At 62.8% G+C, this 24,931-nt stretch carries 26 protein-coding genes; 6 read left to right on the forward strand and 20 right to left on the reverse strand.

The window, feature by feature from the left end:
- Positions 1-10: 10 nt before the first annotated feature.
- Genes SynBMKMC1_RS13525 through SynBMKMC1_RS13535 form a run of 3 tightly spaced genes read right to left on the reverse strand, consistent with a single transcriptional unit; the run spans position 11 to position 2,255 of the window.
- A complete protein-coding gene (locus tag SynBMKMC1_RS13525) occupies positions 11-1,012 on the reverse strand; it encodes an RluA family pseudouridine synthase (protein ID WP_011934235.1) in 1,002 nt (333 codons plus the stop codon).
- Positions 1,009-1,875, reverse strand: coding sequence for a ribosome biogenesis GTPase YlqF (gene ylqF, locus SynBMKMC1_RS13530; protein WP_186472107.1), 867 nt, complete (start codon positions 1,873-1,875; stop codon positions 1,009-1,011). Before ylqF ends, SynBMKMC1_RS13525 begins: the two co-directional genes overlap by 4 nt.
- Positions 1,872-2,255 carry a universal stress protein gene (locus SynBMKMC1_RS13535; protein WP_011934237.1) on the reverse strand — a complete coding sequence of 128 codons (384 nt, stop codon included), beginning with the start codon at positions 2,253-2,255 and terminating at the stop codon, positions 1,872-1,874. The genes ylqF and SynBMKMC1_RS13535 overlap by 4 nt, the downstream gene beginning before the upstream one ends.
- A 100-nt stretch (positions 2,256-2,355) precedes the next feature.
- Here SynBMKMC1_RS13535 and pgk point away from each other — a divergent pair, with 100 nt between their 5' ends.
- Positions 2,356-3,564, forward strand: a complete 1,209-nt coding sequence (gene pgk, locus SynBMKMC1_RS13540) for a phosphoglycerate kinase (protein WP_186472108.1) — start codon at positions 2,356-2,358, stop codon at positions 3,562-3,564.
- 13 nt (positions 3,565-3,577) lie between these two features.
- Here the strand turns inward: pgk and SynBMKMC1_RS13545 are convergent, their stop codons facing one another.
- Positions 3,578-4,027, reverse strand: a complete 450-nt coding sequence (locus tag SynBMKMC1_RS13545; RefSeq protein WP_186472109.1) for a hypothetical protein — start codon at positions 4,025-4,027, stop codon at positions 3,578-3,580.
- 77 nt (positions 4,028-4,104) lie between these two features.
- Between SynBMKMC1_RS13545 and SynBMKMC1_RS13550 the strand changes: the two genes are divergently transcribed.
- A complete protein-coding gene (locus SynBMKMC1_RS13550; protein WP_186472110.1) occupies positions 4,105-5,013 on the forward strand; it encodes an NAD(P)-dependent oxidoreductase in 909 nt (302 codons plus the stop codon).
- Positions 5,014-5,015: 2 nt separating this feature from the next.
- On the opposite strand, the gene SynBMKMC1_RS13555 is transcribed toward SynBMKMC1_RS13550, so the two are convergent.
- On the reverse strand, positions 5,016-5,759 hold the full coding sequence (locus tag SynBMKMC1_RS13555; RefSeq protein WP_255486215.1) for a hypothetical protein: 744 nt from the start codon (positions 5,757-5,759) through the stop codon (positions 5,016-5,018).
- A 55-nt stretch (positions 5,760-5,814) separates the two neighbouring features.
- Between SynBMKMC1_RS13555 and SynBMKMC1_RS13560 the strand changes: the two genes are divergently transcribed.
- Positions 5,815-6,891, forward strand: a complete 1,077-nt coding sequence (locus SynBMKMC1_RS13560) for a glycosyltransferase (RefSeq protein ID WP_186472111.1) — start codon at positions 5,815-5,817, stop codon at positions 6,889-6,891.
- 1 nt (position 6,892) lies between these two features.
- Here SynBMKMC1_RS13560 and SynBMKMC1_RS13565 read toward each other — a convergent pair whose 3' ends face one another.
- Positions 6,893-8,032, reverse strand: a complete 1,140-nt coding sequence (locus SynBMKMC1_RS13565) for a histidinol-phosphate transaminase (RefSeq protein ID WP_255486216.1) — start codon at positions 8,030-8,032, stop codon at positions 6,893-6,895.
- Between the two features lie 68 nt (positions 8,033-8,100).
- Here SynBMKMC1_RS13565 and SynBMKMC1_RS13570 point away from each other — a divergent pair, with 68 nt between their 5' ends.
- The gene (locus SynBMKMC1_RS13570) at positions 8,101-8,925 is read left to right on the forward strand and encodes a pentapeptide repeat-containing protein (RefSeq protein WP_186472112.1); all 825 of its coding nucleotides are present in this window, start codon (positions 8,101-8,103) and stop codon (positions 8,923-8,925) included.
- 12 nt (positions 8,926-8,937) lie between these two features.
- On the opposite strand, the gene SynBMKMC1_RS13575 is transcribed toward SynBMKMC1_RS13570, so the two are convergent.
- The 6 genes from SynBMKMC1_RS13575 to SynBMKMC1_RS13600 form a co-directional block, all read right to left on the reverse strand.
- The gene (locus tag SynBMKMC1_RS13575; RefSeq protein WP_186472113.1) at positions 8,938-11,259 is read right to left on the reverse strand and encodes a type II secretion system protein GspD; all 2,322 of its coding nucleotides are present in this window, start codon (positions 11,257-11,259) and stop codon (positions 8,938-8,940) included.
- A 90-nt stretch (positions 11,260-11,349) separates the two neighbouring features.
- Positions 11,350-12,096, reverse strand: a complete 747-nt coding sequence (locus SynBMKMC1_RS13580; protein WP_186472114.1) for a hypothetical protein — start codon at positions 12,094-12,096, stop codon at positions 11,350-11,352.
- Positions 12,093-12,785: a PilN domain-containing protein gene (locus tag SynBMKMC1_RS13585; RefSeq protein ID WP_186472115.1), complete on the reverse strand. Its 693-nt coding sequence runs from the start codon at positions 12,783-12,785 to the stop codon at positions 12,093-12,095. The genes SynBMKMC1_RS13580 and SynBMKMC1_RS13585 overlap by 4 nt, the downstream gene beginning before the upstream one ends.
- Positions 12,782-13,696, reverse strand: a complete 915-nt coding sequence (locus SynBMKMC1_RS13590; RefSeq protein ID WP_255486217.1) for a hypothetical protein — start codon at positions 13,694-13,696, stop codon at positions 12,782-12,784. Before SynBMKMC1_RS13590 ends, SynBMKMC1_RS13585 begins: the two co-directional genes overlap by 4 nt.
- A gap of 48 nt (positions 13,697-13,744) precedes the next feature.
- Entirely contained in the window at positions 13,745-14,923 is a 1,179-nt protein-coding gene (locus SynBMKMC1_RS13595) for a quinone-dependent dihydroorotate dehydrogenase (protein ID WP_186472117.1), read from the reverse strand.
- A 14-nt stretch (positions 14,924-14,937) separates the two neighbouring features.
- Positions 14,938-15,660, reverse strand: coding sequence for a ribonuclease H (locus SynBMKMC1_RS13600; RefSeq protein WP_186472118.1), 723 nt, complete (start codon positions 15,658-15,660; stop codon positions 14,938-14,940).
- Between the two features lie 60 nt (positions 15,661-15,720).
- Between SynBMKMC1_RS13600 and SynBMKMC1_RS13605 the strand changes: the two genes are divergently transcribed.
- Complete coding sequence (locus tag SynBMKMC1_RS13605; protein WP_041428978.1) at positions 15,721-16,425, forward strand: DUF3747 domain-containing protein; 705 nt, start codon at positions 15,721-15,723, stop codon at positions 16,423-16,425.
- A gap of 257 nt (positions 16,426-16,682) precedes the next feature.
- On the opposite strand, the gene rplL is transcribed toward SynBMKMC1_RS13605, so the two are convergent.
- The 8 genes from rplL to gloA all read right to left on the reverse strand — a co-directional run bounded on the left by rplL (position 16,683) and on the right by gloA (position 23,473).
- Positions 16,683-17,075 (reverse strand): 50S ribosomal protein L7/L12, encoded by a 393-nt coding sequence (gene rplL / locus SynBMKMC1_RS13610; RefSeq protein WP_186472119.1) that lies wholly within the window; start codon positions 17,073-17,075, stop codon positions 16,683-16,685.
- Positions 17,076-17,122: 47 nt separating this feature from the next.
- Positions 17,123-17,650 carry a 50S ribosomal protein L10 gene (gene rplJ, locus SynBMKMC1_RS13615; RefSeq protein ID WP_011934259.1) on the reverse strand — a complete coding sequence of 176 codons (528 nt, stop codon included), beginning with the start codon at positions 17,648-17,650 and terminating at the stop codon, positions 17,123-17,125.
- Positions 17,651-17,890: 240 nt separating this feature from the next.
- Complete coding sequence (gene rplA / locus SynBMKMC1_RS13620; protein WP_186472120.1) at positions 17,891-18,598, reverse strand: 50S ribosomal protein L1; 708 nt, start codon at positions 18,596-18,598, stop codon at positions 17,891-17,893.
- Between the two features lie 80 nt (positions 18,599-18,678).
- Positions 18,679-19,104, reverse strand: a complete 426-nt coding sequence (gene rplK / locus SynBMKMC1_RS13625) for a 50S ribosomal protein L11 (RefSeq protein ID WP_011934261.1) — start codon at positions 19,102-19,104, stop codon at positions 18,679-18,681.
- Between the two features lie 110 nt (positions 19,105-19,214).
- Positions 19,215-19,883, reverse strand: a complete 669-nt coding sequence (nusG, locus tag SynBMKMC1_RS13630; RefSeq protein WP_011934262.1) for a transcription termination/antitermination protein NusG — start codon at positions 19,881-19,883, stop codon at positions 19,215-19,217.
- Positions 19,884-19,946: 63 nt separating this feature from the next.
- Complete coding sequence (gene secE, locus SynBMKMC1_RS13635) at positions 19,947-20,195, reverse strand: preprotein translocase subunit SecE (protein ID WP_011934263.1); 249 nt, start codon at positions 20,193-20,195, stop codon at positions 19,947-19,949.
- Between the two features lie 93 nt (positions 20,196-20,288).
- Positions 20,289-23,060 (reverse strand): ATP-dependent Clp protease ATP-binding subunit, encoded by a 2,772-nt coding sequence (locus SynBMKMC1_RS13640; RefSeq protein ID WP_186472121.1) that lies wholly within the window; start codon positions 23,058-23,060, stop codon positions 20,289-20,291.
- Between the two features lie 11 nt (positions 23,061-23,071).
- Positions 23,072-23,473 (reverse strand): lactoylglutathione lyase, encoded by a 402-nt coding sequence (gene gloA / locus SynBMKMC1_RS13645; protein WP_186472122.1) that lies wholly within the window; start codon positions 23,471-23,473, stop codon positions 23,072-23,074.
- 146 nt (positions 23,474-23,619) lie between these two features.
- Between gloA and eno the strand changes: the two genes are divergently transcribed.
- A complete protein-coding gene (eno, locus tag SynBMKMC1_RS13650; protein ID WP_186472123.1) occupies positions 23,620-24,912 on the forward strand; it encodes a phosphopyruvate hydratase in 1,293 nt (430 codons plus the stop codon).
- Positions 24,913-24,931: the final 19 nt, after the last annotated feature.

A 24,931-nucleotide genomic window follows, 5' to 3' on the forward strand; every position in this document is an offset into this window, starting at 1 on the left:
ACCATGGCGCTTACGGGAACGACGATCGCCGCCTCAGCACCGCCAGCAGTTTGTCCATCACTGGTGGCAGCGGCGCTTCAAACAGCATCCGTTCCCGTGTGATCGGGTGATCCAGCCCCAGCTGAAACGCATGCAGAGCCTGACCAGGAAGTTCGATCGGCAATTTGCGGCAACGGCTGTAGGTGGGGTCCCCCACCACCGGATGGTTCATATGCGCGCAATGCACGCGGATCTGATGAGTGCGGCCCGTATCGAGCTTGAAGCGCAGCAACGAGTAATCACCGAGTCGCTCCTGCAAGCTCCAGTGGGTGCAGGCGTAACGACCGTTCTCGCCACTGACCACCGCATATTTTTTGCGATCGGCGGGATGACGGCCGATCGCCCCCACGATCGTGCCGCTGTCTCCGGCCGGCACCCCATGCACCACGGCCAGGTACTCCCGTGAAGCGATGCGCTTTTGGATCTGCACCTGCAGCTTCACCAAGGCCTCCTGCGATTTGGCGATCACGATGCAGCCCGTGGTGTCTTTGTCGAGGCGGTGCACGATGCCTGGCCTGAGCTTGCCGCTGATCCCCGGCAAGTCGGGGCAGTGATGCAACAGGCCGTTCACCAGGGTGCCGTCCTTGTTGCCGGGGGCTGGGTGCACGGTGAGGCCGGCCGGCTTGTTGATCACGATCAAGTGCTCGTCTTCGAAGAGCACATCCAGATCCATGGCCTCAGGCTTCAGGTAGGGCAGGGGCTCGGGTGGAGGCATCCAAAGCTGCACTTCATCGCCCTGGCGCAGGGGGGTTTTGGCTTTGCCGGTGTTGCCGTTCACCCGCACATAGCCGGCATCGATGAATTTCTGGATGCGGGCGCGGCTCTGCTCACTGCGCTGACTCACCAACCAGCGGTCCAAGCGCATCGGCAGTGGTTTGGGGTAGATCAGCGTCACCAGCTCGCCTTCCCCTTCACCGAAACTGCTCGTGAAGGTTTCCTCCGGCAGCGGCGGCCTGCGCCAGACAGGGCTCATGCCGGCAGCTCCAGGGCAATGCTGCCCAGGGCAGATTTCCGGAAATCATCGAGCAAGCGCTGAGCCATCCGCGCGGTATCTCCTGACGTGTGGCGCTCCGCCACCGCCTCCAGCCAAAAAGCCGGATCCCGGGTGGCCCCTTCGAGGGCAACGCCGTAACGGCTCTCCAGGAGCGCCAGAACCACACCTGAGGCGTCCTGGGGCTGCAATCCCTTCAGAAGATTCAGAAAGGCCTGGGCCACGAGCTCACCGTCGTAAGCGGCCTGGCCGATGTCGTCACACAACGCCAGATGCAGCGCCGCTTGCTGGTCATCCAACCGCGGCGGCAGCACCCCGGGCGCATCGAGCAGGTCGAGGTCTTGGCCAAGACGCACCCAGCGCAGGGTGCGCGTCACTCCGGCACGCCGGGCACTGGCCACCACCTTCTGCTTCACCAAGCGGTTGATCAAAGCCGACTTGCCCACATTGGGGAACCCCAAGGTGAGGGCCCGCACCGGCCGGGGGCGCATTCCGCGGTTGCGCCGCCGCTCGTTGAGCTGATCGCCGGCGCGAATCGCCGCCTGCTGCACCTGCTTCACACCGGTGCCGGCCTTGGCATCGCACCACACGGTGCGCTGGCCGCGGGCTTTAAACCAGGCTTCCCAAGCAACCCGAGCAGCCGGCGTGACCATGTCACGCCGGTTGATCACCAGGAGATGCTGCTTACCGCTGATCCAACGATTGAGGTGGGGATGCCCCGTTGCCAGGGGAATGCGCGCATCGCGCACCTCGATCACCAGATCCACCTTGTCGAGATTGCGCTTGAGCTGCTGCTCCGCTTTGGCGATGTGGCCCGGGTACCACTGAATCGGCGGTGAACTCACGGCACCACCAACACAGGGCAGGGGGCCAACTGGATCACCCGCGACGCCGTGCTGCCGCTTTCAGATTGCAAATTCACACCCCGCGTTCCCATCACAATCACATCCACATTCAACTCGTCGGCCACATCGCAGATCACGAACGCCGGCTTGCCTTCACGCTCCACCACATCGCAGGCGACCCCCGCCTGTTCGAAACGGGTTCTGGCCTCAGCCAGCAAGGTGGCCACCGCCTGATGGTCGTGCATCTCCGGCCGCTCGGGCTGCACCACCGACAGCACCACCAATCGGCTGTTGTGACTGCGGGCCAACTCAAGGGCCTTCGCGGCGGTTTCCGCAGCCTCCCGGCTCTGATCAATCGGGAACAGAACGGTTTCAAACATCGCGACGGCCTCCTGTAGACAGCGCTCTATCAGTCCTAGCGCCGAGAGCAGGGAACTCGGGTTAACCTCCTTCCGTTTTCATACCGCACGACACAACCCCATGGCGAAGCGTTCCCTGGCCAGCCTCAACGCCGGCGACCTGAGCGGCAAACGCGTTCTCGTGCGGGTTGATTTCAATGTGCCCCTGAACGATGCCGGTGCGATCACCGACGACACCCGCATCCGCGCCGCCCTGCCCACGATCAACGACCTGATCGGCAAGGGCGCCAAGGTGATCCTGTCGGCTCACTTCGGCCGTCCCAAGGGTCAGGTGAACGACGCCATGCGACTCACCCCCGTGGCCGCCCGCCTGAGCGAACTGCTGGGCAAGCCCGTGGCCAAGACTGACAGCTGCATCGGCCCTGATGCTGAAGCCAAGGTGGGCGCCATGGCCGATGGCGATGTGGTGCTGCTCGAGAACGTGCGCTTCTTTGCCGAGGAAGAGAAGAACGAAGCCGGTTTCGCTGAAAAGCTGGCTGGTCTGGCCGAGGTGTACGTGAACGACGCCTTCGGCGCCGCCCACCGCGCCCACGCCTCCACCGAGGGCGTGACCAAGTTCCTCAAGCCCGCCGTGGCCGGCTTCCTGATGGAGAAGGAGCTCCAGTACCTCCAAGGTGCTGTGGATGAGCCCAAGCGTCCCCTCGCCGCCATCGTGGGTGGCTCCAAGGTGAGCTCCAAGATCGGCGTGCTCGAGGCCCTAATCGACAAGTGCGACAAGGTGCTGATCGGCGGCGGCATGATCTTCACCTTCTACAAAGCCCGTGGCCTCTCGGTGGGCAAGAGCCTGGTGGAAGAGGACAAGCTGGAACTGGCCAAGGAGCTGGAAGCCAAGGCCAAGGCCAAGGGCGTTGAGCTGCTGCTGCCCACCGATGTGGTGCTGGCTGACAACTTCGCCCCCGATGCCAACAGCCAGGTGGCTGATGTCACCGCCATCCCCGACGGCTGGATGGGTCTGGACATCGGTCCTGATGCGGTGAAGGTGTTCCAGGCCGCTCTGGCCGATTGTCAGACCGTGATCTGGAACGGCCCCATGGGCGTGTTCGAATTCGAGAAGTTCGCCGCTGGCACCAACGCCATCGCCACCACCCTGGCGGAACTCAGCGCCAAGGGCTGCTGCACGATCATCGGCGGCGGTGACTCCGTGGCTGCTGTGGAGAAGGCCGGTCTGGCCGAAAAGATGTCCCACATCTCCACCGGTGGCGGCGCCAGCCTCGAACTGCTGGAAGGCAAGGTGCTGCCCGGCGTGGCCGCCCTCAACGACGCTGCCTGATTCGCGCACGAGCTCATGCTGTGGCCGCCCCTGACGGGGCGGCTTTTTTGATGGGTTGCACTGTGAACTGGGGCGACCTGAGGTCCAGTTGCGGATCCAGCAGGGGAGCCAGGCCGTAGTGCGTGCGCAGGGCGTTGATGCGCTCCAGACCTTCCAGGCGCAGCGCGAATGTCGCTTGCCGTTCCTTGCGTTTACAGGCGCGATAGGCCTCAGCCGTGAACGCAGAACGGATGCAGCGCTCCGACATCTGCAGGATGAACACCCGGCGGCTGTGGCTGTCCAGCTCCCACCGTCGTCGCACCTGGGCAAGCTCCCGTTGCTGGGCTGGTTGAAGCCGTTCCCAACCCGGCGGGTGCTGGCTGAGCTCGGCCTGCACGTGACCGACCTGAAGACTCAACGCAACCAGCAGGGAGCAGGGAAGCAACAGAAGCCTGCGGTTGCTTCGAAGTGACGAAACACGCATCTGTTCAGGGTTAGGCATGGACCGCTGAAATCTGGGTTGGCCGGTTCGCCAGGATCTGACTGAGATGGGCGTGAACCATGACCGGATCTGATCTCAAAGCACCCAGTCGACTCGCGTTCGTCGGCCTCGGTGCCCTTGGCCTGCCGATAGCCGCCAACCTGCACCGTGCCGGCTATTCATTGCAGGTGCACACCCGCAGCCGCAGCGCCGAGAACGATCCGAGCCTGCATCAAGGCGACCCAGCCGCAGCGACCCTTTGCTGCGCATCACCCGCTGATGCTGTTCAGGGCTGTCAGGCGCTCGTGCTCTGCGTCAGTGATGACGCCGCCGTGGAGGCTGTGCTCTGGGGAGACAACGGGGCTGGGCCTGCACTCGCGGAAGGGAGCCTGGTGATCGACTGCTCCACCATCAGCCCATCCACATCCCAGCGCATGGCACGACGCCTGGCGCACCGTGGCGTGCGCTATCTCGACGCCCCCGTGACCGGAGGAACGGAAGGAGCCAAAGCCGGCACGCTCACCGTGCTCTGTGGCGGCAGCGACGCCGATCTGAACCACGCCATGCCAGTGCTGGAGACGATCGGCGGCTCCCTTCACCACTTCGGTCCTGTTGGCAGCGGCCAACAGGTGAAAGCGGTGAACCAGGTGCTGGTGGCCGGCAGCTATGCCGCTGTGGCCGAAGCCATCGCCCTCGGGCAGCACCTGCGGCTGCCGATGCAGCAGGTGGTGGATGCTCTCCAATACGGTGCCGCCGGATCCTGGGCCCTCGAGCACCGCTCCAGCGCCATGCTCAGCGATCACTACCCCCTCGGCTTCAAGCTGGCTCTCCATCACAAGGATTTGGGCATCGCTCTTCAAGCCGCAGCCGAGGCCGGCCTGGACCTACCGATCACCCAGGCTGTGCAAGCGCAGGAACAGACGCTGATGAACGCAGGCCTGGGTGACGCCGATGTGTCCGCCCTGCGCAGACATCTGCCCAGGGTGTGAGGTCAGGGCTTGAGCTTGCTGCGCTCGTCGACCACCTGCACCCGCTTGCTCACCGTGACGATGCCATCGGGATGCACCAGAAGAGCAGCCCAGACCTGCGATCCCGGTTGGAAGGGAGCCTGAACAGATTTGAAGAGTCCACCGCCACCGAGAGGTTCCAACTGGATGTCGGGGCTTTTCTGCTCCAGCACTTGCTGCGGCGTCACGGAGATCAACCCTCCGGCCAGCAACGCCTTGCCGAGGGGTTGATCCACCACCACATCCACGTCGTAGCGGCTGCCGGTGAGCACGGTGTCTGGGATCAGCAATGAGATCGGCAGGGGCTTGCTGGCACTGGTGAGCACGGATTGATCGCTGAGGATCTCCTGATCAGCGATCAGCCCGTTCTCCACAGACAGGGCAACCGTCTGTTGGGCCTGAAAGGAATAACTGAGCCCGTCCTGCTGGCGCGTGCCGCTCACGGCGAATTCCACGGTCTGGCGGCCATCGTTGAGGGGCTGACCGGCTCTGACGGCCCAACGGGTTTCCGGGAAGCGTTCGGTGAAGCGGCGGAAACGATCAGCGAAGGCGCTTGTTTGCTCTGGAACCATCAACGCTTCCAGTTGCTTGCTGCTGTCGTCGGCATTGAGCGCCTGCTGCAGACGGCTGCTGAGATCAGCGCCCGGTTGCGCTCGCAGCGGCAGTGCGCTGAACAGCGCCGTCCCGCACATCCATGACGCCATTGCGACACGCAGGAACGGGACCATGAAACTGCCTCTTGAATCGATTTAAGTTAAGCCCCGTTTTTAAGATCCGCCCTCCATGCCCCGGCTCCTGATCGCCGCCAGCGGCACCGGCGGACATCTCTTTCCGGCGTTATCGGTTGCGGATGCACTTCCGGCCGGGTGGAGCGCGCACTGGCTGGGCGTGCCGGACCGACTTGAAACCACATTGGTTCCTGAGCGCTACCCACTCACCACGGTGAACGCCGGTGGACTGCAGGGGCGAGGCCTCAAGAAGGTGGTGCAACTGCTCCGCCTGCTGGCGGCCAGTCGCGACGTTCGCCGGCTGATTCGACGCAACGGCATCGATGTGGTGTTCACAACGGGGGGCTACATCGCCGCCCCGGCCATCCTTGGGGCCCGCTGGAGCGGCGTTCCGGTGGTGCTGCATGAATCCAATGCCATCCCTGGCCGGGTGACCCGGCTGCTGGGACGCGCCTGCACCCAGGTGGCGATCGGTTTACCAGCCGCCGCCAGGCGCATCCCCGGCTGCAAGGCGATCGTGACGGGGACGCCGGTGCGCAACAGCTTTCTCCAGACCCAGACCCTGCCTGACTGGGTGCCGCAAGGGACCGGTCCACTCCTGGTGGTGATGGGCGGCAGCCAAGGTGCTCTTGGACTGAACCGCATGGTGCGCCCCCTGCTGCCCATGCTGCTGAGCGAAGGCTGCCGGGTGGTGCATCTCACCGGCAGCAACGATCCCGATGTGAACAGCATCGAGCATCCCGGCTTCGCCGAACGCCCCTTCAGCGATGCCATTCCAGCGCTGTTGCAGCATGCCGATCTGGCCATCAGCCGCGCCGGCGCAGGCAGCCTGAGTGAACTCGCCGTGAGCGGCACCCCCACCGTGCTGGTGCCGTTTCCCCAGGCCGCCGATCGCCATCAGGATGCGAATGCCGCCTGCGCCGCAGCGCTCGGTGCTGCAGTGATCGTGCATCAACACGGGCCCAGCGAACCGACTCTGCGCCAGACCCTCTGGCGCTTGCTTGGCCCGAGGCTGCGGAGTTGTGATTCAGCCGCTGACCCGCTGGTGTCGATGGCGCAAGCGATGGGCACCCTTGCCGAAGCAGATGCGGATCAGCAGCTGGCCGCGTTGCTGCAGGGGCTGGTGCGGTGACTCACCCCAGGGGCTGATGGCGCAGGGCCCTGCGCAGCGCCTGCAGGATGCGGCGATTGCCGCGGCGATCCTGAAGACCAATCCGCAGCCAACGCTCCCCCAGGCCCTCGAAAGAACGGCAATCGCGCAGCAACACCCCGCGCTGGGCCACCTGTTCGCGCAACACCAGCAACGACGCTTGCCCCTCCACGAGCAGATAGTTGGCGCTTGAAGGGCGTGGGTGGAGCCCAGGGAGCTGCCCCACCTGGTGCTGCAACCAGGCCCCCTCGTGGCGCACCCAATGCTGCACGCGTTGCTGCCAGCGCTCGAAGCCTTGTTGGTCGGCCAGCACAGCGGTGCCAGCGGCGAGCGCCAAACCATTCACCGGCCAGGGATCGCGCCACTGACTCCACTGCTGAAGCCGCTCAGGCGCAGCGATGGCGTAACCCAGTCGCAACCCCGCCACCGCGAACAGCTTGGTGAGGCTGCAGATCACCACCAGGTTGGGGTGATCGGCGACGAGTGGAATCAACGACTGCTGCTCACCATTCGGCACCAATGGCAGAAAGGCTTCATCGCAGATCACCAGGCGATGACGCGCCAAAAGCGGCTCCAGGGACGCGCGGCTCCAGAGCTGGCCGGTGGGGTTGTGGGGATTGGTGATCCAAACAACGGATGCATTCGCCAGCGAGTCCGGTGCAAGCGGCCAGGGCTGGGGATCGCTCTGATCAGGCCAGGCGAGCGATAGCGGCACAGATTCACTGGCGGCGTCCCAGCAGCGCAGGGCCCGGGCGTAATCAGCGAATCCCGGCTGGGGCAGAGCACTGACCCCGAGCGCGGCCGCATCACGGGCCACCCATGTGAAGAGCTCGGCAGCACCGTTGCCGGGCAACACCTGCTCGGGCGGGACGCCATGCCAGGCAGCGATCGCTTCACGAAGCGCGGCTTGGCGGCGATCGGGATAGTCACGCAGGGCACTGCTGCGCATGGCCTCAGCAAGGGCCTGTCGCAGGCGGCGGGGTGGAGAAAACGGCACCAGTGAGGCGCTGGCATCAAGAACCCGCCCGGGATTCAGGCCAAACCGCTGCGCTTCCTGGATCAGGTTGCCGCCATGGGGAGGTGGTCCGCTGCTCACACCAGACGCCAGCTGCTTTCGCTCCATCCTGCCCAGCGAGACTCGACGACGGGTGCAGACACCGATACAACCCGGTTGCTCGCTGAGCCCGCGTGATGACTCGATCCTCCTGCCAACTTCGCTGGGCACCATGGGCCCTGATGCTGGGCACCGCGCTGTTAGTGAATGCAGGAGCACACGCCAATGAGTCCCTGATCAAAGTGCTGCATGAGCGCAGTTGTGAGGGCTGCCGCCTCGCCGATGCCGATCTCGTGCACGCCGATTTGCGCGACGCCAACCTGCGCGACGCCCAATTGATGCGCGCCAACCTGGGCCAGGCCCAGCTCGACGGGGCCGACCTCAGACATGCAGATCTGAGTTTCACCAGCCTGCGCGGTGCCTCCCTGCGCGGCGCCGACCTCACCGGAAGCAAGCTGTATGGCACCGACCTGCGAGACGCGGATCTCAGTGGTGCCCGGCTCAGCCCCCAGGCCCTGGAAGAAGCGCACTGGCAGGGAGCGCAGGGGGTTGCGGCTGGGTCGCGCAGCCACGCGGCACTGCACAACGCCGGCGTTGCAGCCTTTCGAGCAGGACGCTGGCCTGAAGCCGAGCAGTTGTTCAGCGATGCGATCCGCAGCGCTCCCAATGAACCCCTCAGCTGGGTGGCCCGAGGCATCAGCCGCAGCGAACAGGCCAAAGACGATCTGGCCGCCTCCGATTTCCGCTATGCGGCATCGCTGTATCAAGCGAGAGGATCCCAGGAGTGGGCGAACCAGCTGATAGCTGCTGCCGACTCCGTGACCAAGCGGCGCTTCGAAAGTGACTCGGCAAATGAAGGGAAAGGGATGGGCAGCCAGTTCCTTCAAGGCGCCATGGCAGGGCTGCGCATGCTGGCGCCGATTGCAGCCAAAGCCCTGGTTCCACTGGGGCTGGGGTTCTAAGAACGCCCCCTTTTAGGAGCCGCTCATAATCTGCCGCGCGGCCGGGAGGCTGGGGCGGTAGCCATAGCCATAACTTCCTCCCTGAGTGTCATCGATAATGCGTGGCGTCACAAGAATGACAAGTTCATTTTTTGTGCGATCGCCACTGGAACTCCTGAAGAACTGGCCAATGAATGGGATATCCCCAAGAATCGGCCATTTCGTGACAGCTTGAACATCAGTATCAGAAATCACGCCCGTGAGAATGAGTGTCTGCCCATCCCGAACCCGAATCTTTCCCGTGTCGAGTGTTCGACTGTTGATAATGTTGATGTTTCCACATTTGCCAATCGTTTCAGGAACACCAACTGCCGCAGAAATCTCGGGAGACAGAGAAAAAGTCACGAATCCATTGTCATCAATTTTCTCAACCCTGGCCCCAAAAGTTAAACCTGCATTGCTAAAAACTGGTTGACAAAAATTATTGCCATTCTCATCCTGCTTCACCTCAAAAGAGGTCACAAGCTTCGTCCCAACAGAAACCAAGGCTTCGTTAGTGCGCTCGCGGCCAACCTTGCCATCAGCAGAAATCTTCGACGCATCGGAGCCTTGCGTGGACTCAGATCCCTCCTGAATAATCAACGTAGGACTCGCCAGAATTTTGGTTGAAGACGACTGAATCTGGGCCGCCAGAAAGTCAAAGAATTGATTGACCGGATACTGAAAACGCGTGGGCGACCTATAGGTGACTCGGCCATCCTCATCAATTTCGTCAATTCCAGGCTGCAAAGGATTATCAAATGTTCCGAAATCCGGCCTAAAAGGCCCTCGCTCTGTTACACCATCAGGCCCAATACGTGTCACTGAGCCAGGAAGGGGAAATGGCGATGTTGGACTATCAACAAATCCTTCGCCACCGTCCAAAGCGCCCGTTCCCGGAATAGGAGTTGTTCCTTGGTCAGCGTTGTATCGACCCGGCAACCCGCCCTGCTCACTACCAGGCGGCTTGTAGGCTCCGAAATTGGCCAGCAACTGGCCGTTTTCGCTGACGATGAACGCATTACCAGAGCGAAAAGCAAAGCTATTGTTGATTTGGGAATCGTTGGACAATGCAATATCCAGTATCTTGACATTTAGAGCCACCTGTCTCTGACGCAAATCGATCTGCTTCAAATAGCCTTCAGCAATGGCAACGAGCTGAGAATCACCAACCAAAGTCACCGTTGAAAGTCGTGAATCTGTTGTCACAACAAGTCCTCTCAGAGGACCAGTGGAGGCCCCAAAACTTTCACTTTCCAATATTGTCGAATTAATCTGTGATGTCTGGTTGCTGAGTTGCGATGTCCCTGCGGATGCAGGCTCTCCAGTTGTGGTTGTAATCGTATTCGTCAGATTGAATGTGGCACCAAGGTTTCCCAGGTACTCAGCCGCTGAGCTTGCACTCACTTGATTCAAGCGAATCACTTTGGACATCTGCGGCCCGAAGGTTTTGGTCGCAGCTGCCTTACCCACAAGCAAGGTGCGGCCGTCCAACTTGCCTTGCAGGCCTGAAGCCAGCAGCACACCATTCAGGGCACGGGCATAGCTTTCGTTCTGGAAGGCCATCGACACGGTGGCCACCGAGGACGGCTCCGCTGAGCCACTGGCTGCCGAATCTTCGCCAACAAACACAAACCCATACCCGCCCAAACGCGCCAAAGCCATCAGGGCATCCTTCGCAGGGGCGTTGTTCAAGGTGAGCGTCACCGGCGGGCCGCTCACATTCACGAAGCTGCGGTTCTGCAGCACCATCGTGCCCACGGCCATGTCGCCGAGCGGCGGCGCGACGGCGCGTGGACGCAGGGGAGGGGCGTAGCGCGCCTGGGGCACACTGCCCGGGGTGTTCAGATCCAGGCGGCCCGTCTGCAGGGTGGGTGCTGTGGCCAATCCGTTGAACTGAAGGATCAGATTTCTGCCATCCGCGCTCACCACCGGTTCCTGCAGGGTCTGACCCGGCACCGGCACCACCTGCAATTGGTAGGTCTGCCCCGATCCACTGATCGCCACCTTGGCCAGGCTCGCGCCGGGATCCGACAGTTGCTGGCTGCCATCGCGCACCCCCGGCTGCCCCTGGGTCTGCAAACGCCCTTCCCAGACCCCACCATTGATGCGCTGCTGCAGCACCGGCTGGGCCCCCACACCCTCTACCACTACCTCCACACCGCTTGGGCCACGGCGGATGCGCAACGCCAGGGCACCCTGCGCCTGCACCTGACGGGAGACGTTGTTCATCAGCCCGTCGAGTGCCCCCACGTCGGCAGCCGAGAGGCCAGCCATCAACACAAGGGCCGTGAACCGGGAAGGAGGGAAGCGCATACCCGGGCCGAACGGCCGCAAACCATGGGCGGATGGTATCGATCGCATCTCATCCCAACCAGCCCTCAATCACAAGAACTCACCAGGGGTTCAGGAAGGCGCTGATTGCGGCTTCGGCTCAAGCGGTTCTGCGGTTTTGTCGTAGAACGTGAGCCGCAGCTTCAGCCGTGTGCGTGGTGGTGCGGCAGGTCGTTGAGCGTTGTCATCAGACGCTTGGGACGCATCGTCAAGCGCTACGAGTTCCAGATCGCTGGGCTGAACCAGCAATTCCAACGCCTCCATCCGCCTGAGAAAAGCGAGCAAGCCGGGATAGGGGCCCTCCGCCTGGAGCAGAACCGCCGTTTTCTGGTAACCGAGCTTGGCCAAGGGGTCCTTTGGTGCTGTCTGCTTGTTGCCTTTCCCCTGGGTGTTTCTGGATTTGGATGCCTGGTTCGGTGCCTGCGACGAGGCATCCGCTGGAGCCGCAGGCACAGGCTCATACAGCGTGATCTCCACTCCGGTGGCAGCCGACTCGCGGCTGAGCTGAGCCAGAAACGTGGCGATCTCCCCCTGGCCAGCCACCAGTTCAATGAGCAGGTTCTGCTGCTGCTGCGCTTTCTGCAACTCCACCTGGGTTTTGGTGCGCTGCAGTTTCAACTGGGGCAGGGATGCCTCTTTGGCCTTCAAGTCGTCCATGCGCTGGCGTTGTTCTTCGATCACCCCCAGCCGCGGCCAAGCCAGCCCAGCCAACAGCGCCCCTGCCAGCACCACCCCAATGGCCGCAGGCGCACCCACCAGGATCCGCCCCCGGCTGAACCGGCGACGCCAGACCGATTGATCCGGACTGAGGTTGGTCACAGCGGCACCCCCTGCTGCTGGAGCAACCGGTAGCGCTCGGCCAGCCCCTCAGCCCCCAAAGCCTTTAATTGTTGGATCGACGGTCCCGCTCTGGGATCAAGCTCCCAGTCGAGACTGAAGTTCACCACCGGGCTGTCACCGTCCTCGCGGGTGAGTTTGAGCACCTTCACAGCGTCGGTCTTGGAGATGGGTAGGCGCGCCAAGGTGATCGCCAGAGCATTGATGCGCTCCAGAGGCCCCGGCGTGGTTCCCACGGCAGCTTTGCCAGACACCTTGATCCGGTCGTTTTGAACCGACACGTCCTCGAGTTGGATGCCGGCGGGAGTGACGCGCCGCAACTGCTCCAGCAAGGGCGATCCTGCGGGGACGGCCACGAGTTGCTCGGCGATCTGAAGCGTGTCCTTTTTAAAAGAGGACAACTTGCCTCTGTTCGCCTTGATCTGTCCTTCAAGCGAACGGACCTGACGTTCAAACGGCAACAACGTCTCCAGCTCTCGGCGCTGAGCAGCCTCAATCCAGCCCAGGCCAACCACAAAGGCCAAGGCAACACCCACAGCCGCCCCACCCAGCAACGCCCCCCGCAACAGCAAGGGCTCCTTGGGCATCAGCGGTGGCGCCTGCTGGGGGAGACCAAGCTCCAAGCGCCGTTCGCGCAACAGATCCGGCAATCGCTGCTGCTGTCGGCTCATCCCGGCACCTCCGCGGGCGCCATCAATGCCAGCTCCACCAGGGACATTTCGGCATCCCCAAGCAATGGCCCAAGCTTGAGCGCGTCATGGCTCTCCCCCCAGCGGCCTCGCCACGCAGCATCAGCCGTCACGTACCAGCCCGGCAGGGGCAGAGCCGCGGATCCTGGCTCGCTGTTGTGCTCCATCCAGGCCCCGACCAACCCCAGCACTTCCACGCGCAAGGCCGCCAGATCCCTGGCGTCCAGGGCAACGTCCAACTCAGGCCATCCATGCTCCAGCAGCAGGAGACGCCAGCGCCCCCCCTGCTCCAGCAGCCAGATCAGAGGCTGCTGCAGGTCCTGCTCGTGCAAGCAGACCAGTCCTCTCCAGGCAGCACAAAGCAGCCACTCAGCCCGGCGCACGCTGAAGTCGGCCGCGGCCAGGGTGTCCAGCCAGGCCTGCAGCACCATGCGCTCGGCGCCCACCACCATCACCGTCTCCGTGCTGAGGTCCGGCACCAGGTCGAGGTAGCTCTCCTGCAGCGAGAGAGACCAGCCCAGGTCTGGAGCAAGCGCCCGCAGGTCATCACCGTTGCCGAGCGTGGCCGCCGCCGCTCCCTGAAGCCGCCGCCACTGGCAGCACGGCAGGGGCAACAGCACGTCCACCGCAACCTGGGCTGCCACCAACCCCTGATCCAGCAACAGATCCGCCAGGGTGTCGCCAAGCACATCGCGCTGCAAGGGAACGCCGGCGCGGACGAGATCCTGGGGAAGCGGAACGCTGGTGAGCTGTGGCTCTCCTTGCAGGCTCCAGCTGAGTGTGAGGGCGTCGTCGGAAGGAGCCAGCACAACCAGCACGGGATCCAGCAGAGCCTGGGCCTGGCGGATCCAGCCCTCAACCGCGGGAAAGCGCTCGTTCAGTCCGGCCAGCACCACATTCCCCCCACTGGCGTCATCAACGCTCTGCCGGAAGGGTATCGGCTAGCGCCAAGGGGCGCCGCTCCCCACTGCCTCACTGATATGGCGGAATCCATGGCGATCGAGCTGCAGCTGCAGTCCCTCCAACACCCGGGGCACCAGATCGGGGCCTTCATAAATCCAACCCGTATACAGCTGAATCAGGGACGCACCAGCCGTGATCCGCTCCCAGGCCGCTTCCGGTGTGCTGATTCCGCCCACACCCACAAGGGGAAGCGCAGGTCCGGCGGTGGCGCGCAGGCGCCGCAACACTTCCAAAGCCCGGCGGCGCAGGGGATCACCACTGAGGCCACCCGCCTCTTCCGCCAGGGTGCGCCCGGTCTGGGCAATCACACGCTGCTCCAGGCCCAGACGGTCCAGGCTCGTGTTCACGGCGATCACCCCCGCAAGACCCTCCTCATAGGCAAGGCGGGCCAACCCATCGATGGCGTCATCCTCCAGATCGGGGGCGATCTTCACGAGCAGGGGCGGGCAGCCGGGCAGACGGCGCAGACGCTCCACCAGGCGCCGCAGTTGCGACGCGTCCTGCAGATCCCTCAGGCCCGGGGTGTTCGGAGAGCTGACATTGATCACGGCGTAATCCGCCTGGGGCGCCAGCAGTTCGAGCGAGGAGGCATAGTCGTCGGCCGCCTGGTCGAGGGGGGTGATTTTGGACTTCCCGAAGTTGATCCCCAGCACCGCCGGGCGCTGACCACGGGCCGGCAACGCCTGCCGCAACAGGGTGCGGCGCAACACCTCGGCACCACCGTTGTTGAATCCCATGCGATTCAAGGCGGCCCGCTCCTGGGCCAGCCGGAACAGCCGCGGCCGCGGATTGCCTGGTTGCCCATGCCAGGTGACGGTTCCCACCTCCGCAAAGCCAAACCCGAAGCGATCCCACACCCCGGCGGCGACACCGTTCTTGTCGAAGCCAGCAGCCAGGCCGACGGGATTGCTGAAGCGGCAGCCGAAGAGCACCTGTTCGAGGCGCACATCGTTGCGCTGAAGCTCCGCACCGATCCCTTCCAACACACCGGAGACTCCGGGCCATCGACGCCTGAGGCTGAGCTGAGCGAGAGCCTGCAGAGCCGCACGACTGAGCTGTTCGGCATCGACGCCTTCATCGTTGGCCAGTACGGGGCCCAGCCAGCGGCGATAGAAACCTGCGGTGGACAACACCCCAGATGATGACGACTGGGCCATCTGGTTTCCTGCTTCTATCTCGATCCTGCCTCGGCACGCCGCAGACGCCAGCGATCCCCCTCGATCGGTTCCACCATCCAGTCACGCCACCGCCATGGCTGCTGGCGTTCGAGCACGTTGGTGAGGGGTTGTTCCACCAACTGAGCAAGCTCGACGGCGGTGAGCGTGAAACCACCGCTGGCCAAGCGATCCGCCAACTCCAAGCGCGTGAGCAACGTGCGCAGCGGCTCCGGGGCTGGATCCGCGGGTTGCGTTGGCACAGCACGCAGGGGTGGTGTGCCCCCCTTGGAATAGGCCACAGCAATGGCATCCACCCGGTCGTTGTCGGGATCACCGCTGTGGCCTTTCACATAGGTGAGCGGCACATCGGGCAGGCGTGCCGCATCGAGAGCCTGCCAGAGATCCTGATTGAGCACGGGCTTACCGGCAGCCGTTTTCCAGCCTTTGCGTTTCCATCCGGCCATCCAGGAGCCAAGCCCATCGATCAGGTATTTGCTGTCGGTTCGCAGGGTGAGATCGGGATGACGGGGCAGCTCCGCCAAACGCTCCAGCAGGGCGAGGGCCGCCTGAAGCTCCATGCGGTTGTTGGTTGTGGCCGGGTCGGATCCACCGAACTCCTCCACACTGCCGTCTTCAAAACGGATCAACGCACCCCAGCCCCCCGGGCCTGGATTACCGCTGCAGGCACCATCGGTGGCCGCCGCCACAACCCGTCCTCTGCGATCGCTCTCCGCCATTTGTCAGCCCACCCTGTGTTCGGTACAACACGGTTCTTGAACACCCAGGAGGACTGGGCGATGGGCCGAACCTACTTGCGCAGGACTGCCATGGCCGCCACGGCCCTGGGGCTTGCCGGTTTGGGCGCGGCAGTTCCTGGCTTGAGCCGGGCTTTGTTCGACAGCCGGCCGCTGCAACAGGAACGCTTTGCGATCCTGGCTCAGGCGGTGGGGAACAGCCGCTGGAAACTGCTGGTGCTGGAGCAGATCAAGGCGCGTCCCCTTTGTTGGGAAGAGCGCAGGGACGGCTTGATGAAGCCATCCTTGAATGACTTCGACTTCAGCGGGATCTGCAGCCGCTATCTCGACAGCAACGGCTATTCCCTGCGGACAGGAGGCACGGATTCCGACAAACGCTTTCGCCTGAAGCTGGAACAGAACCGCGATGGACTGCTGCTGCAGGCCATGGATCCGGTGAGAGGAGACAGCACGGTTGTGGCCCGAGCCACCCAGGTGCGGCGCGACAAGGATGCTTTTGTGAAACTGACCCTGGAGCCGGGGTGGGCGCTGGAGCGTCGGGCTTACAAGGGGCGAACGCTGAGCCACGTGTATTTCGCCAATTCCAAGCCGATGCCCACACTCATGGCGTCGAGTCGGGGCAGCACCGCTCAAACCCGCAGCTTCTCAGCAAGTCTGCCCAGTGCTCCCGGATTGCCGCAGGCAGGACGCAGGGGGCAGGGAACACGCGGACCGATCCGATTGCAGGTGATTCCTTTCCGCCCCTGAGGCGAGGACAGTTGAAGGAGCGCCCTGCGCAGGCGGGACAGACCCAGGATCACTTCTTAGGTTGCTCTTGTGTGAGGAGTGCCAAGCGCCTCTTCAGGGTCGAAACAAGGACAGACTCCTGCAATGCGCTTCACTTCTGAGCTCTGCTTTTGGCAGAGCTCTTTTTTTTGCTCACAAAAAAACCGACCCTGGGGTCGGTTGATGGAATTGGAATGGGGAGAAGGGTCGCGATCCCGCAGGACACCGACCCAACACGATCACTTGAGGGTGACCTTGCCGCCCACTTCTTCGATGGCCTTCTTAAGGGCTTCGGCTTCGTCCTTGGACACGCCTTCCTTGATGGCCTTGGGTGCAGCCTCGACCATGGCCTTGGCATCACCAAGACCCAGGCCGGTGGCCTCACGCACAGCCTTGAGGACCTTGATCTTGGCTGAAGCTTCAAAGCTCTCCAGCACAACATCAAATTCGGTCTTCTCTTCAGCAGCCTCGCCACCACCAGCGCCAGCAGCGCCAGGAGCAGCCATCACCACACCAGCAGATGCGGCAGCGGACACACCGAAAGCTTCCTCGATCTGCTTGACGAGCTCGGAAGCCTCAAGCAGCGAGAGAGTTTTCAGTGATTCGAGAATTTCGTCGGTTTTTGCAGACATGGTTGGGAATCAGCAACAGATCAGAGAAACAGTCGAGTCGAAGACGGTCAGCCTTCGCCGGATTCGGCGTGCTGCTTGAGCGCCCGAGCAAGGCCGGAGGGAACCTCGTTGATGCCGACAGCCACCTTGGTGGCAACGGCATTGATGGCACCGGCGATCTGTGCCATGAGTGCTTCCTTGGAGGGAAGATCACCAATGGCCTTGATCTCGTCCTGAGACAGAAGCTTGCCTTCGAAAAGGCCGCCCTTGGTTTCAGACTTTTTGGTGTCCTTCTGGAAAGCCTGAACGGCTTTCACTGCACCGCCCACATCCCCTTTGACAAGGACGAAAGCGTTGGTGCCGGTGAGAAGGGAATCAAGGTTTGACCAAGCACTGTCACCATCAATGGCACGGCGCATCAAGGTGTTTTTGGTCACCTTGCACACACCATTGGCTGCCTGCAGACGGGTCCGCAGATCAGACATTTCCTTGATGGAGAGACCCTGATAATCCAGGACCAGTGCCATTTCGGCCTCACCGAGGAGCTGCTTGAGCTCTTCGACGATCTGTTGCTTGCTCTCCAGAGTGCGGCCCATAGGAATTGGATCGGTCGGGGGAACAAGCTGGACACGCGGCCGATCAGTGCTTCTCAAACGAGAAGACGAGGCCGCGTGTCGATCCAATCCCTAAGGGAGCAAAATCGTCGCGTTTGCCTCGGCAGGGCTTATGCAATCGGGCCGGTTCGAAGAAACTGGCTGATGCAACCTGCTGTCTCAGGCCGGGCGCGTGCCCGTGGACTGGCTTTCGCCAGCCACTCAACCTACATCACAGCGTCATTAGCCGTCTTTGTTGCTGTCCTGCAGCGCAGCGATATCAACTTCCACGGAGGGTCCCATGGTGGAGGTCACGTACAGGCTCTTCCAGTAGCGCCCCTTCGCGCCGCTGGGCTTGTTGCGGTCAATGGTCTCCTGGAGCGTCTTGAGGTTGTCCAGCAGGTTGCCTTCCGAGAAGCTGGCCTTGCCGAAACGCACGTGCACGATTCCCGTGCGGTCAGCACGGAATTCCAGTTTGCCGGCCTTGAATTCATTGATGGCTGCCGCCAGATCCGTCGTCACCGTTCCCGCCTTGGGGTTCGGCATCAAACCGCGTGGACCAAGCACCCGACCCAACTTGGCGACCTTGGGCATCATGTCGGGGGTGGCGATCAGCAGGTCGAAATCCATTTCTCCCTTGCTGATGGTTTCCACCAGATCCTCGTCACCAGCGAGTTCAGCGCCGGCTGCTTTGGCCTCAGCAACCTTTTCGCCGCGGGTGATGACCGCAATCCGCACCGTCTGACCGGTGCCATGGGGCAGGGCCACCGTGGTGCGCAGCTGCTGGTCGGTGTATTTGGGGTCAATGCCAAGACGGGCGTGGGCTTCCACGGTTTCGTCGAACTTGGCAGTGGCGTTCTCCTTGACGAGCTTGATGGCTTCAAGGGGTTCGTAGGCCCGTTCCTCGATTTTGTTGACGAGGCTGGCCAGGCGTTTGGATGTTTTGGGCATGGCAGGAATGGGGTGCAGGCGACCGCTGGGTCTCCCCCGTAAAAGAACAGTTGAAGCAGTGAAAACTGGCGCCTGACGCGTCAGTCGGTGATGGCGACGCCCATGTTGCGAGCGGTGCCTTCGATGATGCGCATGGCCGATTCAATGCTGGTGCAATTGAGATCGGGCAGCTTGGTCTTGGCGATCTCCTCAAGCTGGGAGCGCTTGATGGAGCCAACACTTCCCTTGGCGGACTCGCCGGAGCCCTTCTCGATTCCGGCGGCTTTGGTGATCAGCACAGACGCCGGAGGCGTCTTGGTGATGAAGGTGAAGCTGCGGTCTTCGAAGACCGAGATCTCCACCGGGATCACAAAACCGGCCTTGTCCTGGGTACGGGCGTTGTACTCCTTGCAGAACGCCATGATGTTGACCCCGTGCTGACCGAGAGCAGGGCCCACGGGCGGTGCGGGGTTGGCTTTGCCGGCCTGAAGGGCCAGCTTGATAACGGCTGTGACTTTCTTGGCCATCGGCGGACGGAGTTGTACATCTGCGGATCACCTGCCCCTCGAGGCAGGTGCGGCGGAGCGGAAACCACTCCTGAGGCCGCCCTCCGCAGGGAGACGGCCGCCACAACAGCTCAGTTTTGCTTGCTCACCTGGGAGAACTCGAGCTCCACAGGCGTTTCCCGGCCGAAGATTGAAAGAAGGGCCTTGAGCTTGCTGCGCTCACCCGACACTTCAATCACTTCACCCTGGAAATCCTTGAACGGCCCAGCCGTCACCAGGATCTGATCCCCTTCGGTGAGATCAACCTTGACGACAGTCTTCTTCTCAGCAGCCCGCTTGAAGATGCGATCCACCTCGGAACGGCTCAGCGGGCGCGGCTTGATGTGACCGCGGGCTTTTCCTGTCGCGCGGCGATCCTCCGCTCCCACGAAGTTGATGACGTTCGGGGTGCTGCGCACAGCCATCATCGTGTCTTCGTCGAGCACCATGCGCACGAGCACATAGCCGGGGAAGACCTTCTCCTCCGTGGACTGGCGGCTGCCGTCTTTCTTGATCTTCACAGCGGGCGTTTCCGGAATCTCGATTTCAAGAATCCTGTTGCTCACGCCCAGGGTGACCGCCCGTTGTTCCAGGGTGGCCTTCACCTTCTTCTCGCAGCTTGAAGCCACCTGCACCGCGTACCAGCGGGCAATCCCCGTTCGCACTTCAGGGACTTCGAGCGTTCCTTCCTCGCCGTCGTTCGGGGCCGGAAGATCCAGCACTTCACTGGAATCCGACTGGCTGAGATCGAGATCAGACACGGGGCAGGATGAGAAGAACAGAGCATCGATGCGACTCGACGCCGTGGGACGCGGACCAGCCGATCAACGGAACACCTGGGACGCAGCCCAGCCGTAAAAACGGCTCAGAGCAGCGATGGCAGCAGCTGACAGGCTCACCATCAGAATCACTGCGATCGATTCACTGAACAGCTGCTGCCGACTGGGCCAGACAACCAGCTTGAGCTCCTCGTAGGTCGCAGCGAAGAACCCACCTTTCTTTCCCGGCTGGTCAGAGCCGGTAGGAGCCGGTGACTTGGCTGCTGCAGTGTCCTCGGAGGTAGGCGTTGTCACGAATCGCTGGGCACGGAGTCATTGGGCCGGTGCTGACGCAGGCTCAGATGGCACGTGACAGCAAACAAAGATCCTACCGGACGCCTTCTGCGCTCAAGCCGGTTCAAACCTGAAGGGTTCAGCGGGCGAAGCGCCAGCGTGGACCCGCACGGTTTGGGCACCGTGGAAGCGATCTTCGAGCAATTCCGTCGCCAGGGGGTTTTCCAGGCGGCGGCGCAACACACGGCGCAGGGGTCTGGCGCCGTACTCAGGTTCATAGCCCAGGCTCACGAGGGCATCGATCACGGCGTCGTCAACCTCGAGGGAGAGTCCCTGCTCCCGCAGAAGCCTGGACAGATCAGCCAGTTGCAAGCGCACAATCCGGCTCAAATCCTGCTGATCGAGTGGTCGAAACCGAATCACCTCATCGATGCGGTTGAGAAATTCAGGCCGAAAATGGCTGTTGAGCGCTTCATCCACCGCCGCATCCAATGACGGGGATGCGGCTTGAGGGTCCGACTCCTGGCCTGATCGCGCTGCCTCGAGGATGGCCCGACTGGCGAGATTGCTGGTCATCACAACCACCGTGTGACGGAAATCAACGGTGCGCCCCTGGGAATCACTGAGCCGGCCGTCGTCGAGCACCTGCAGCAGCACATTGAAGACGTCTGGATGGGCCTTCTCCACCTCATCAAGCAGGAGCAGGGCATAGGGACGACGACGCACGGCCTCTGTGAGCTGACCGCCTTCCTCGTAGCCCACATAGCCCGGAGGAGCACCCAACAAGCGGGCCACGGCATTGCGCTCCATGAACTCGCTCATGTCGAGACGCACCATCGCCTCCTCTTCATCAAAGAGTTGACCCGAGAGGGCCTTGGCCAGTTCGGTCTTGCCCACACCGGTCGGCCCCAAGAAGAGGAAGGACCCCACTGGCCGGCGCGGATCCTTCATGCCGGCACGCGCCCTGCGGATCGCAGCCGCCACAGCCTGCACGGCCTCCGGTTGCCCGATCACCCGCTCTTGCAACCGTTGATCCAGCTCCAGCAGTTTCTGGCGTTCCCCTGCCAGCAGCCGCTGGACCGGGATCCCAGTCCAGCGCGCCACCACGTCGGCAATATCCGCGGCCTCCACCTGTTCGCGCAGCAGCGCGGTTCCAGCAGCTTGGGCATTACTGAGGGACTGCTCGAGAGCGTCGCGGCGCTGCTGGAGTCGATGGAGCTGGTCGTATTGCAGGCGCGCAGCCTCCTCGAGGTCTCCCTCGCGTTCCGCCTCGGCCATGGCATGGCGGAGATCTTCGTCCTCCTGCAGCAGCTGGCGCAGCTCCTCGAGCTGGGCGCGTTCAGCCTGCCAACGCTCCCGCAACCGGGACAACTGCGTGGTGGCCTCCAGTCGTTGACGCTGCAGCTGAACACGTTCCGCTTCAGGCGCCTGTTCCGCCGCAAGCACCGACAACTCCACCCGGCGCAAGGCCATCTCGGCATCTTCCACCACCTGGGGTTTGGAGGTCACATCCATCTTCAGCTGAGCGGCCGCCTCGTCGATCAGATCGATCGCCTTATCGGGCAGGCAGCGGTCGCTGATGTAGCGATCGGCGAGCCGGGCGGCGGCGGTGACCGCGGCGTCCGTGATCGTGACTCCATGGTGCAGCTCATAGCGCTCCTTCACCCCACGAAGGATCTCGATGCTGTGGTCGATGGAAGGCTCCGCGATGGGCACCTGCTGAAAACGCCTGTTCAGTGCAGGGTCTTTTTCAACAGTGCGCCGGTAATCCTCGGGTGTGGTGGCGGCGATGCAGCGCAGATCGCCCCGCGCCAGCGCAGGCTTGAGCAGGCTTCCGGCATCGGCACTGCTGCGATCACTGTTCACCACCGTGTGCAGTTCATCGATGAACAGCACCACACCCGCTTCCGGATCACTCACCTCCTGCAACACCTCGCGCAGGCGCTCCTCGAATTGTCCACGGAACTTGGCACCGGCAATCAGCGCTCCGGCATCCAGCGCCACAAGCCGCAGGCCTTGAAGCGATTCAGGCACTTCACCAGCCACCATTCGCTGGGCGAGCAGTTCAGCAATCGCCGTTTTTCCCACACCCGGAGCACCGATCAGCACTGGGTTGTTCTTGCCGCGGCGGGACAGCACTTTGATCAGGCTGCGAATCTCAACATCCCTTCCCACCACTGGATCCAGCTGACCATCAGCAGCTTCCGCCGTGAGATCCCGACCAAAGCGCTCGAGGGCTGTTGCCTCAGCAGCAGGGGCCGGCTCAGGCACAGCGTCGGTCGTTTGGGTAGGCGCCGGTGGCGCTGCTGGAGCGGGCGGCGGTGCCGGAGCAGACGGCGGGACCGGGAAGGACGGAGCCTGTGATGAAGCCCCTTGTGCGGGGACTTGGATCGCTGCGCCAGGGCCAGGGCGAGGATCCGGAGCCCGGCGCAGCTCCGCCTCCAAACGGTCCGGCGTCAGCCCGAAGCGGGAGAGCAGATCTTCGCCAATGCGCGGATCACGGCCGATCGCAATGATCAAGTGGGACAGATCGATCAGACGAGAGCCCCACAGCCCGCGCACAGCATCCGCCGACTCCAGCAAGCGTTCGAGGTCTTCCCCAATGAACAGATCCTGACCGCGGGCGGTGGGTTGCTCGGCAAGAAACGCTTCGAGCTGATCAAGGAGACGGTCGCGGGGGACTGAAAGCACAGCCACCTCCGCCTGATAACGAGGATCGGCGAACAGCACCTGGAGCAGGTGCTCCACATCGAGATCTCCATGGCGCCAACGCCTGGCCACGTCCTGGGAACTCAGCAACAGATCCCAGGCCTGATCGCTGAAACGCTCAGGTTCGGCAGTGAGGCTGGCTGGAGGCTGGAAGCTCCCTTCGTAGGCAGACGTCATCAAAGGGTGGCTCAGGCAGACAGGGAACGGGACGCCAGTTCAATCAGCTCAATCTTGTATCCATCAGGATCTTCCACGAAGGCGATCACGGTGCTTCCGTGCTTCATCGGGCCTGGTTCGCGAACAACCCGACCCCCCTGGCCAGCAATTCCTGCGCAGGTTGCCTGGATATCGTCCACGCCCAAGGCGATGTGTCCGTAGCCACTTCCGAGGTCGTACTCAGTGGTATCCCAGTTGTGGGTGAGTTCAAGAACGGTGGACTCCGCCTCATCCCCGTAACCGACAAAGGCGAGGGTGAAGCGTCCGCCTGGATAGTCCTTGCGCCGCAGCAAGCGCATGCCCAGAACGTTGGTGTAGAAGGCCAGAGACCGCTCGAGATCGCCCACCCGAAGCATGGTGTGCAGCATGCGCATCGACAGGATCAGCGGCTCCTACCCAGCATGGTGCATTCCCTTGGCTCGTGGAAGCTCTTGCATGGACGCTTGCCGTTCGTGCCGGAGGGCACAGCTGCAGTGAGCAGGGCGACCCATAGGATCCACCAGTCTTCGATTCACCCCACGTGTTCGATTCCCTCGACCTCGTCATCGACACCATCGTGGCCCGTGAGGTGCTCGACTCCCGCGGAAACCCAACCGTGGAGGCCGAAGTGCTCCTGGAGGGTGGCGCCAGCGGCCGGGCGATCGTGCCCAGCGGTGCGAGCACAGGGGCCCACGAAGCCCATGAACTGCGCGATGGCGGCGATCGCTACATGGGCAAGGGCGTCATCCAGGCTGTGAACCACATCGAAGAGCGGATCGCCCCCGCTCTCTGCGGGCTTTCAGCACTGGATCAGGCCGCCGTGGATGCCGCCATGCTGGAGCTCGACGGCAGCGACAACAAGTCGTCCCTGGGTGCCAACGCCATCCTGGCGGTGAGCATGGCCAATGCCCGGGCTGCAGCCAATGGCCTGGGATTGCCGCTGTACCGCTACCTGGGTGGCCCGATGGCCACCCTGCTGCCCGTTCCCCTGATGAATGTGATCAATGGGGGTGCTCACGCAGCCAACAGCCTGGACTTCCAGGAATTCATGCTGGTTCCCCACGGTGCCCCGAGCTTCAGGGAAGCCCTGCGCATGGGCACCGAAGTGTTCCACACCTTGAAGAAGCTGCTCAGCGCCAAGGGCATGAGCACCGCAGTGGGCGATGAAGGCGGCTTTGCCCCCGACCTGGGCAACGTGGAAGCCGGTGAAATCCTGGTGGAGGCGATTGAAAAAGCCGGGTACAAACCTGGAGAGCAAATCTCCCTGGCTCTGGATGTGGCCAGCACCGAGTTCTTCGCTGATGGCCGCTATGCCTTTGATGGCGGCAGCTACGACAGCGCTGAGATGGTCGGTCAGCTCGAAAAACTGGTCGAGACATTCCCGATCGTTTCGATCGAGGATGGCCTGGCTGAGGACGATTGGGAGGGCTGGAAGCTGCTCACCGAACGCCTGGGCAGCAAGGTTCAACTGGTGGGCGACGATCTGTTCGTGACCAACACCAAGCGACTGCAGCAGGGCATCGACAGCAGCACCGCCAATTCGATTCTGATCAAGGTGAATCAGATCGGATCACTCACCGAAACCCTGCAAGCGATCGATCTGGCCGGCCGCTCGGGTTACACGAGTGTGATCAGTCACCGCAGTGGTGAAACAGAAGACACCACTATCGCTGATCTGTCTGTTGCCACCCGCGCCGGTCAGATCAAGACAGGCTCCCTCAGCCGCAGCGAACGCGTGGCGAAGTACAACCAGTTGCTGCGCATCGAAGACGAACTGGGCAGCCAGGCCGTTTATGCCGGTGCCGTCGGTCAGGGACCACGCGGGAACGCCTGATTCCCAGACGAAGTCTGTC

This window comes from Synechococcus sp. BMK-MC-1, assembly GCF_014279955.1.
Classification (GTDB): domain Bacteria; phylum Cyanobacteriota; class Cyanobacteriia; order PCC-6307; family Cyanobiaceae; genus Synechococcus_C.

Excerpts from the sequence above, each read along its gene's own strand:
- SynBMKMC1_RS13600 (WP_186472118.1), bottom strand. The coding sequence starts at position 15,660 with ATGGCGGAGAGCGATCGCAGAGGACGGGTTGTGGCGGCGGCCACCGAT.
- SynBMKMC1_RS13585 (WP_186472115.1), bottom strand. The coding sequence starts at position 12,785 with ATGAGCCGACAGCAGCAGCGATTGCCGGATCTGTTGCGCGAACGGCGC.
- SynBMKMC1_RS13605 (WP_041428978.1), top strand. The coding sequence starts at position 15,721 with ATGGGCCGAACCTACTTGCGCAGGACTGCCATGGCCGCCACGGCCCTG.
- SynBMKMC1_RS13535 (WP_011934237.1), bottom strand. The coding sequence starts at position 2,255 with ATGTTTGAAACCGTTCTGTTCCCGATTGATCAGAGCCGGGAGGCTGCG.
- SynBMKMC1_RS13550 (WP_186472110.1), top strand. The coding sequence starts at position 4,105 with ATGACCGGATCTGATCTCAAAGCACCCAGTCGACTCGCGTTCGTCGGC.
- rplL (WP_186472119.1), bottom strand. The coding sequence starts at position 17,075 with ATGTCTGCAAAAACCGACGAAATTCTCGAATCACTGAAAACTCTCTCG.
- rplJ (WP_011934259.1), bottom strand. The coding sequence starts at position 17,650 with ATGGGCCGCACTCTGGAGAGCAAGCAACAGATCGTCGAAGAGCTCAAG.
- rplK (WP_011934261.1), bottom strand. The coding sequence starts at position 19,104 with ATGGCCAAGAAAGTCACAGCCGTTATCAAGCTGGCCCTTCAGGCCGGC.
- SynBMKMC1_RS13525 (WP_011934235.1), bottom strand. The coding sequence starts at position 1,012 with ATGAGCCCTGTCTGGCGCAGGCCGCCGCTGCCGGAGGAAACCTTCACG.
- SynBMKMC1_RS13575 (WP_186472113.1), bottom strand. The coding sequence starts at position 11,259 with ATGCGCTTCCCTCCTTCCCGGTTCACGGCCCTTGTGTTGATGGCTGGC.
- gloA (WP_186472122.1), bottom strand. The coding sequence starts at position 23,473 with ATGCGCATGCTGCACACCATGCTTCGGGTGGGCGATCTCGAGCGGTCT.
- pgk (WP_186472108.1), top strand. The coding sequence starts at position 2,356 with ATGGCGAAGCGTTCCCTGGCCAGCCTCAACGCCGGCGACCTGAGCGGC.
- SynBMKMC1_RS13560 (WP_186472111.1), top strand. The coding sequence starts at position 5,815 with ATGCCCCGGCTCCTGATCGCCGCCAGCGGCACCGGCGGACATCTCTTT.
- SynBMKMC1_RS13565 (WP_255486216.1), bottom strand. The coding sequence starts at position 8,032 with ATGGAGCGAAAGCAGCTGGCGTCTGGTGTGAGCAGCGGACCACCTCCC.
- SynBMKMC1_RS13545 (WP_186472109.1), bottom strand. The coding sequence starts at position 4,027 with ATGCGTGTTTCGTCACTTCGAAGCAACCGCAGGCTTCTGTTGCTTCCC.
- rplA (WP_186472120.1), bottom strand. The coding sequence starts at position 18,598 with ATGCCCAAAACATCCAAACGCCTGGCCAGCCTCGTCAACAAAATCGAG.
- SynBMKMC1_RS13570 (WP_186472112.1), top strand. The coding sequence starts at position 8,101 with ATGACTCGATCCTCCTGCCAACTTCGCTGGGCACCATGGGCCCTGATG.
- SynBMKMC1_RS13595 (WP_186472117.1), bottom strand. The coding sequence starts at position 14,923 with ATGGCCCAGTCGTCATCATCTGGGGTGTTGTCCACCGCAGGTTTCTAT.
- SynBMKMC1_RS13640 (WP_186472121.1), bottom strand. The coding sequence starts at position 23,060 with ATGACGTCTGCCTACGAAGGGAGCTTCCAGCCTCCAGCCAGCCTCACT.
- SynBMKMC1_RS13555 (WP_255486215.1), bottom strand. The coding sequence starts at position 5,759 with ATGGTCCCGTTCCTGCGTGTCGCAATGGCGTCATGGATGTGCGGGACG.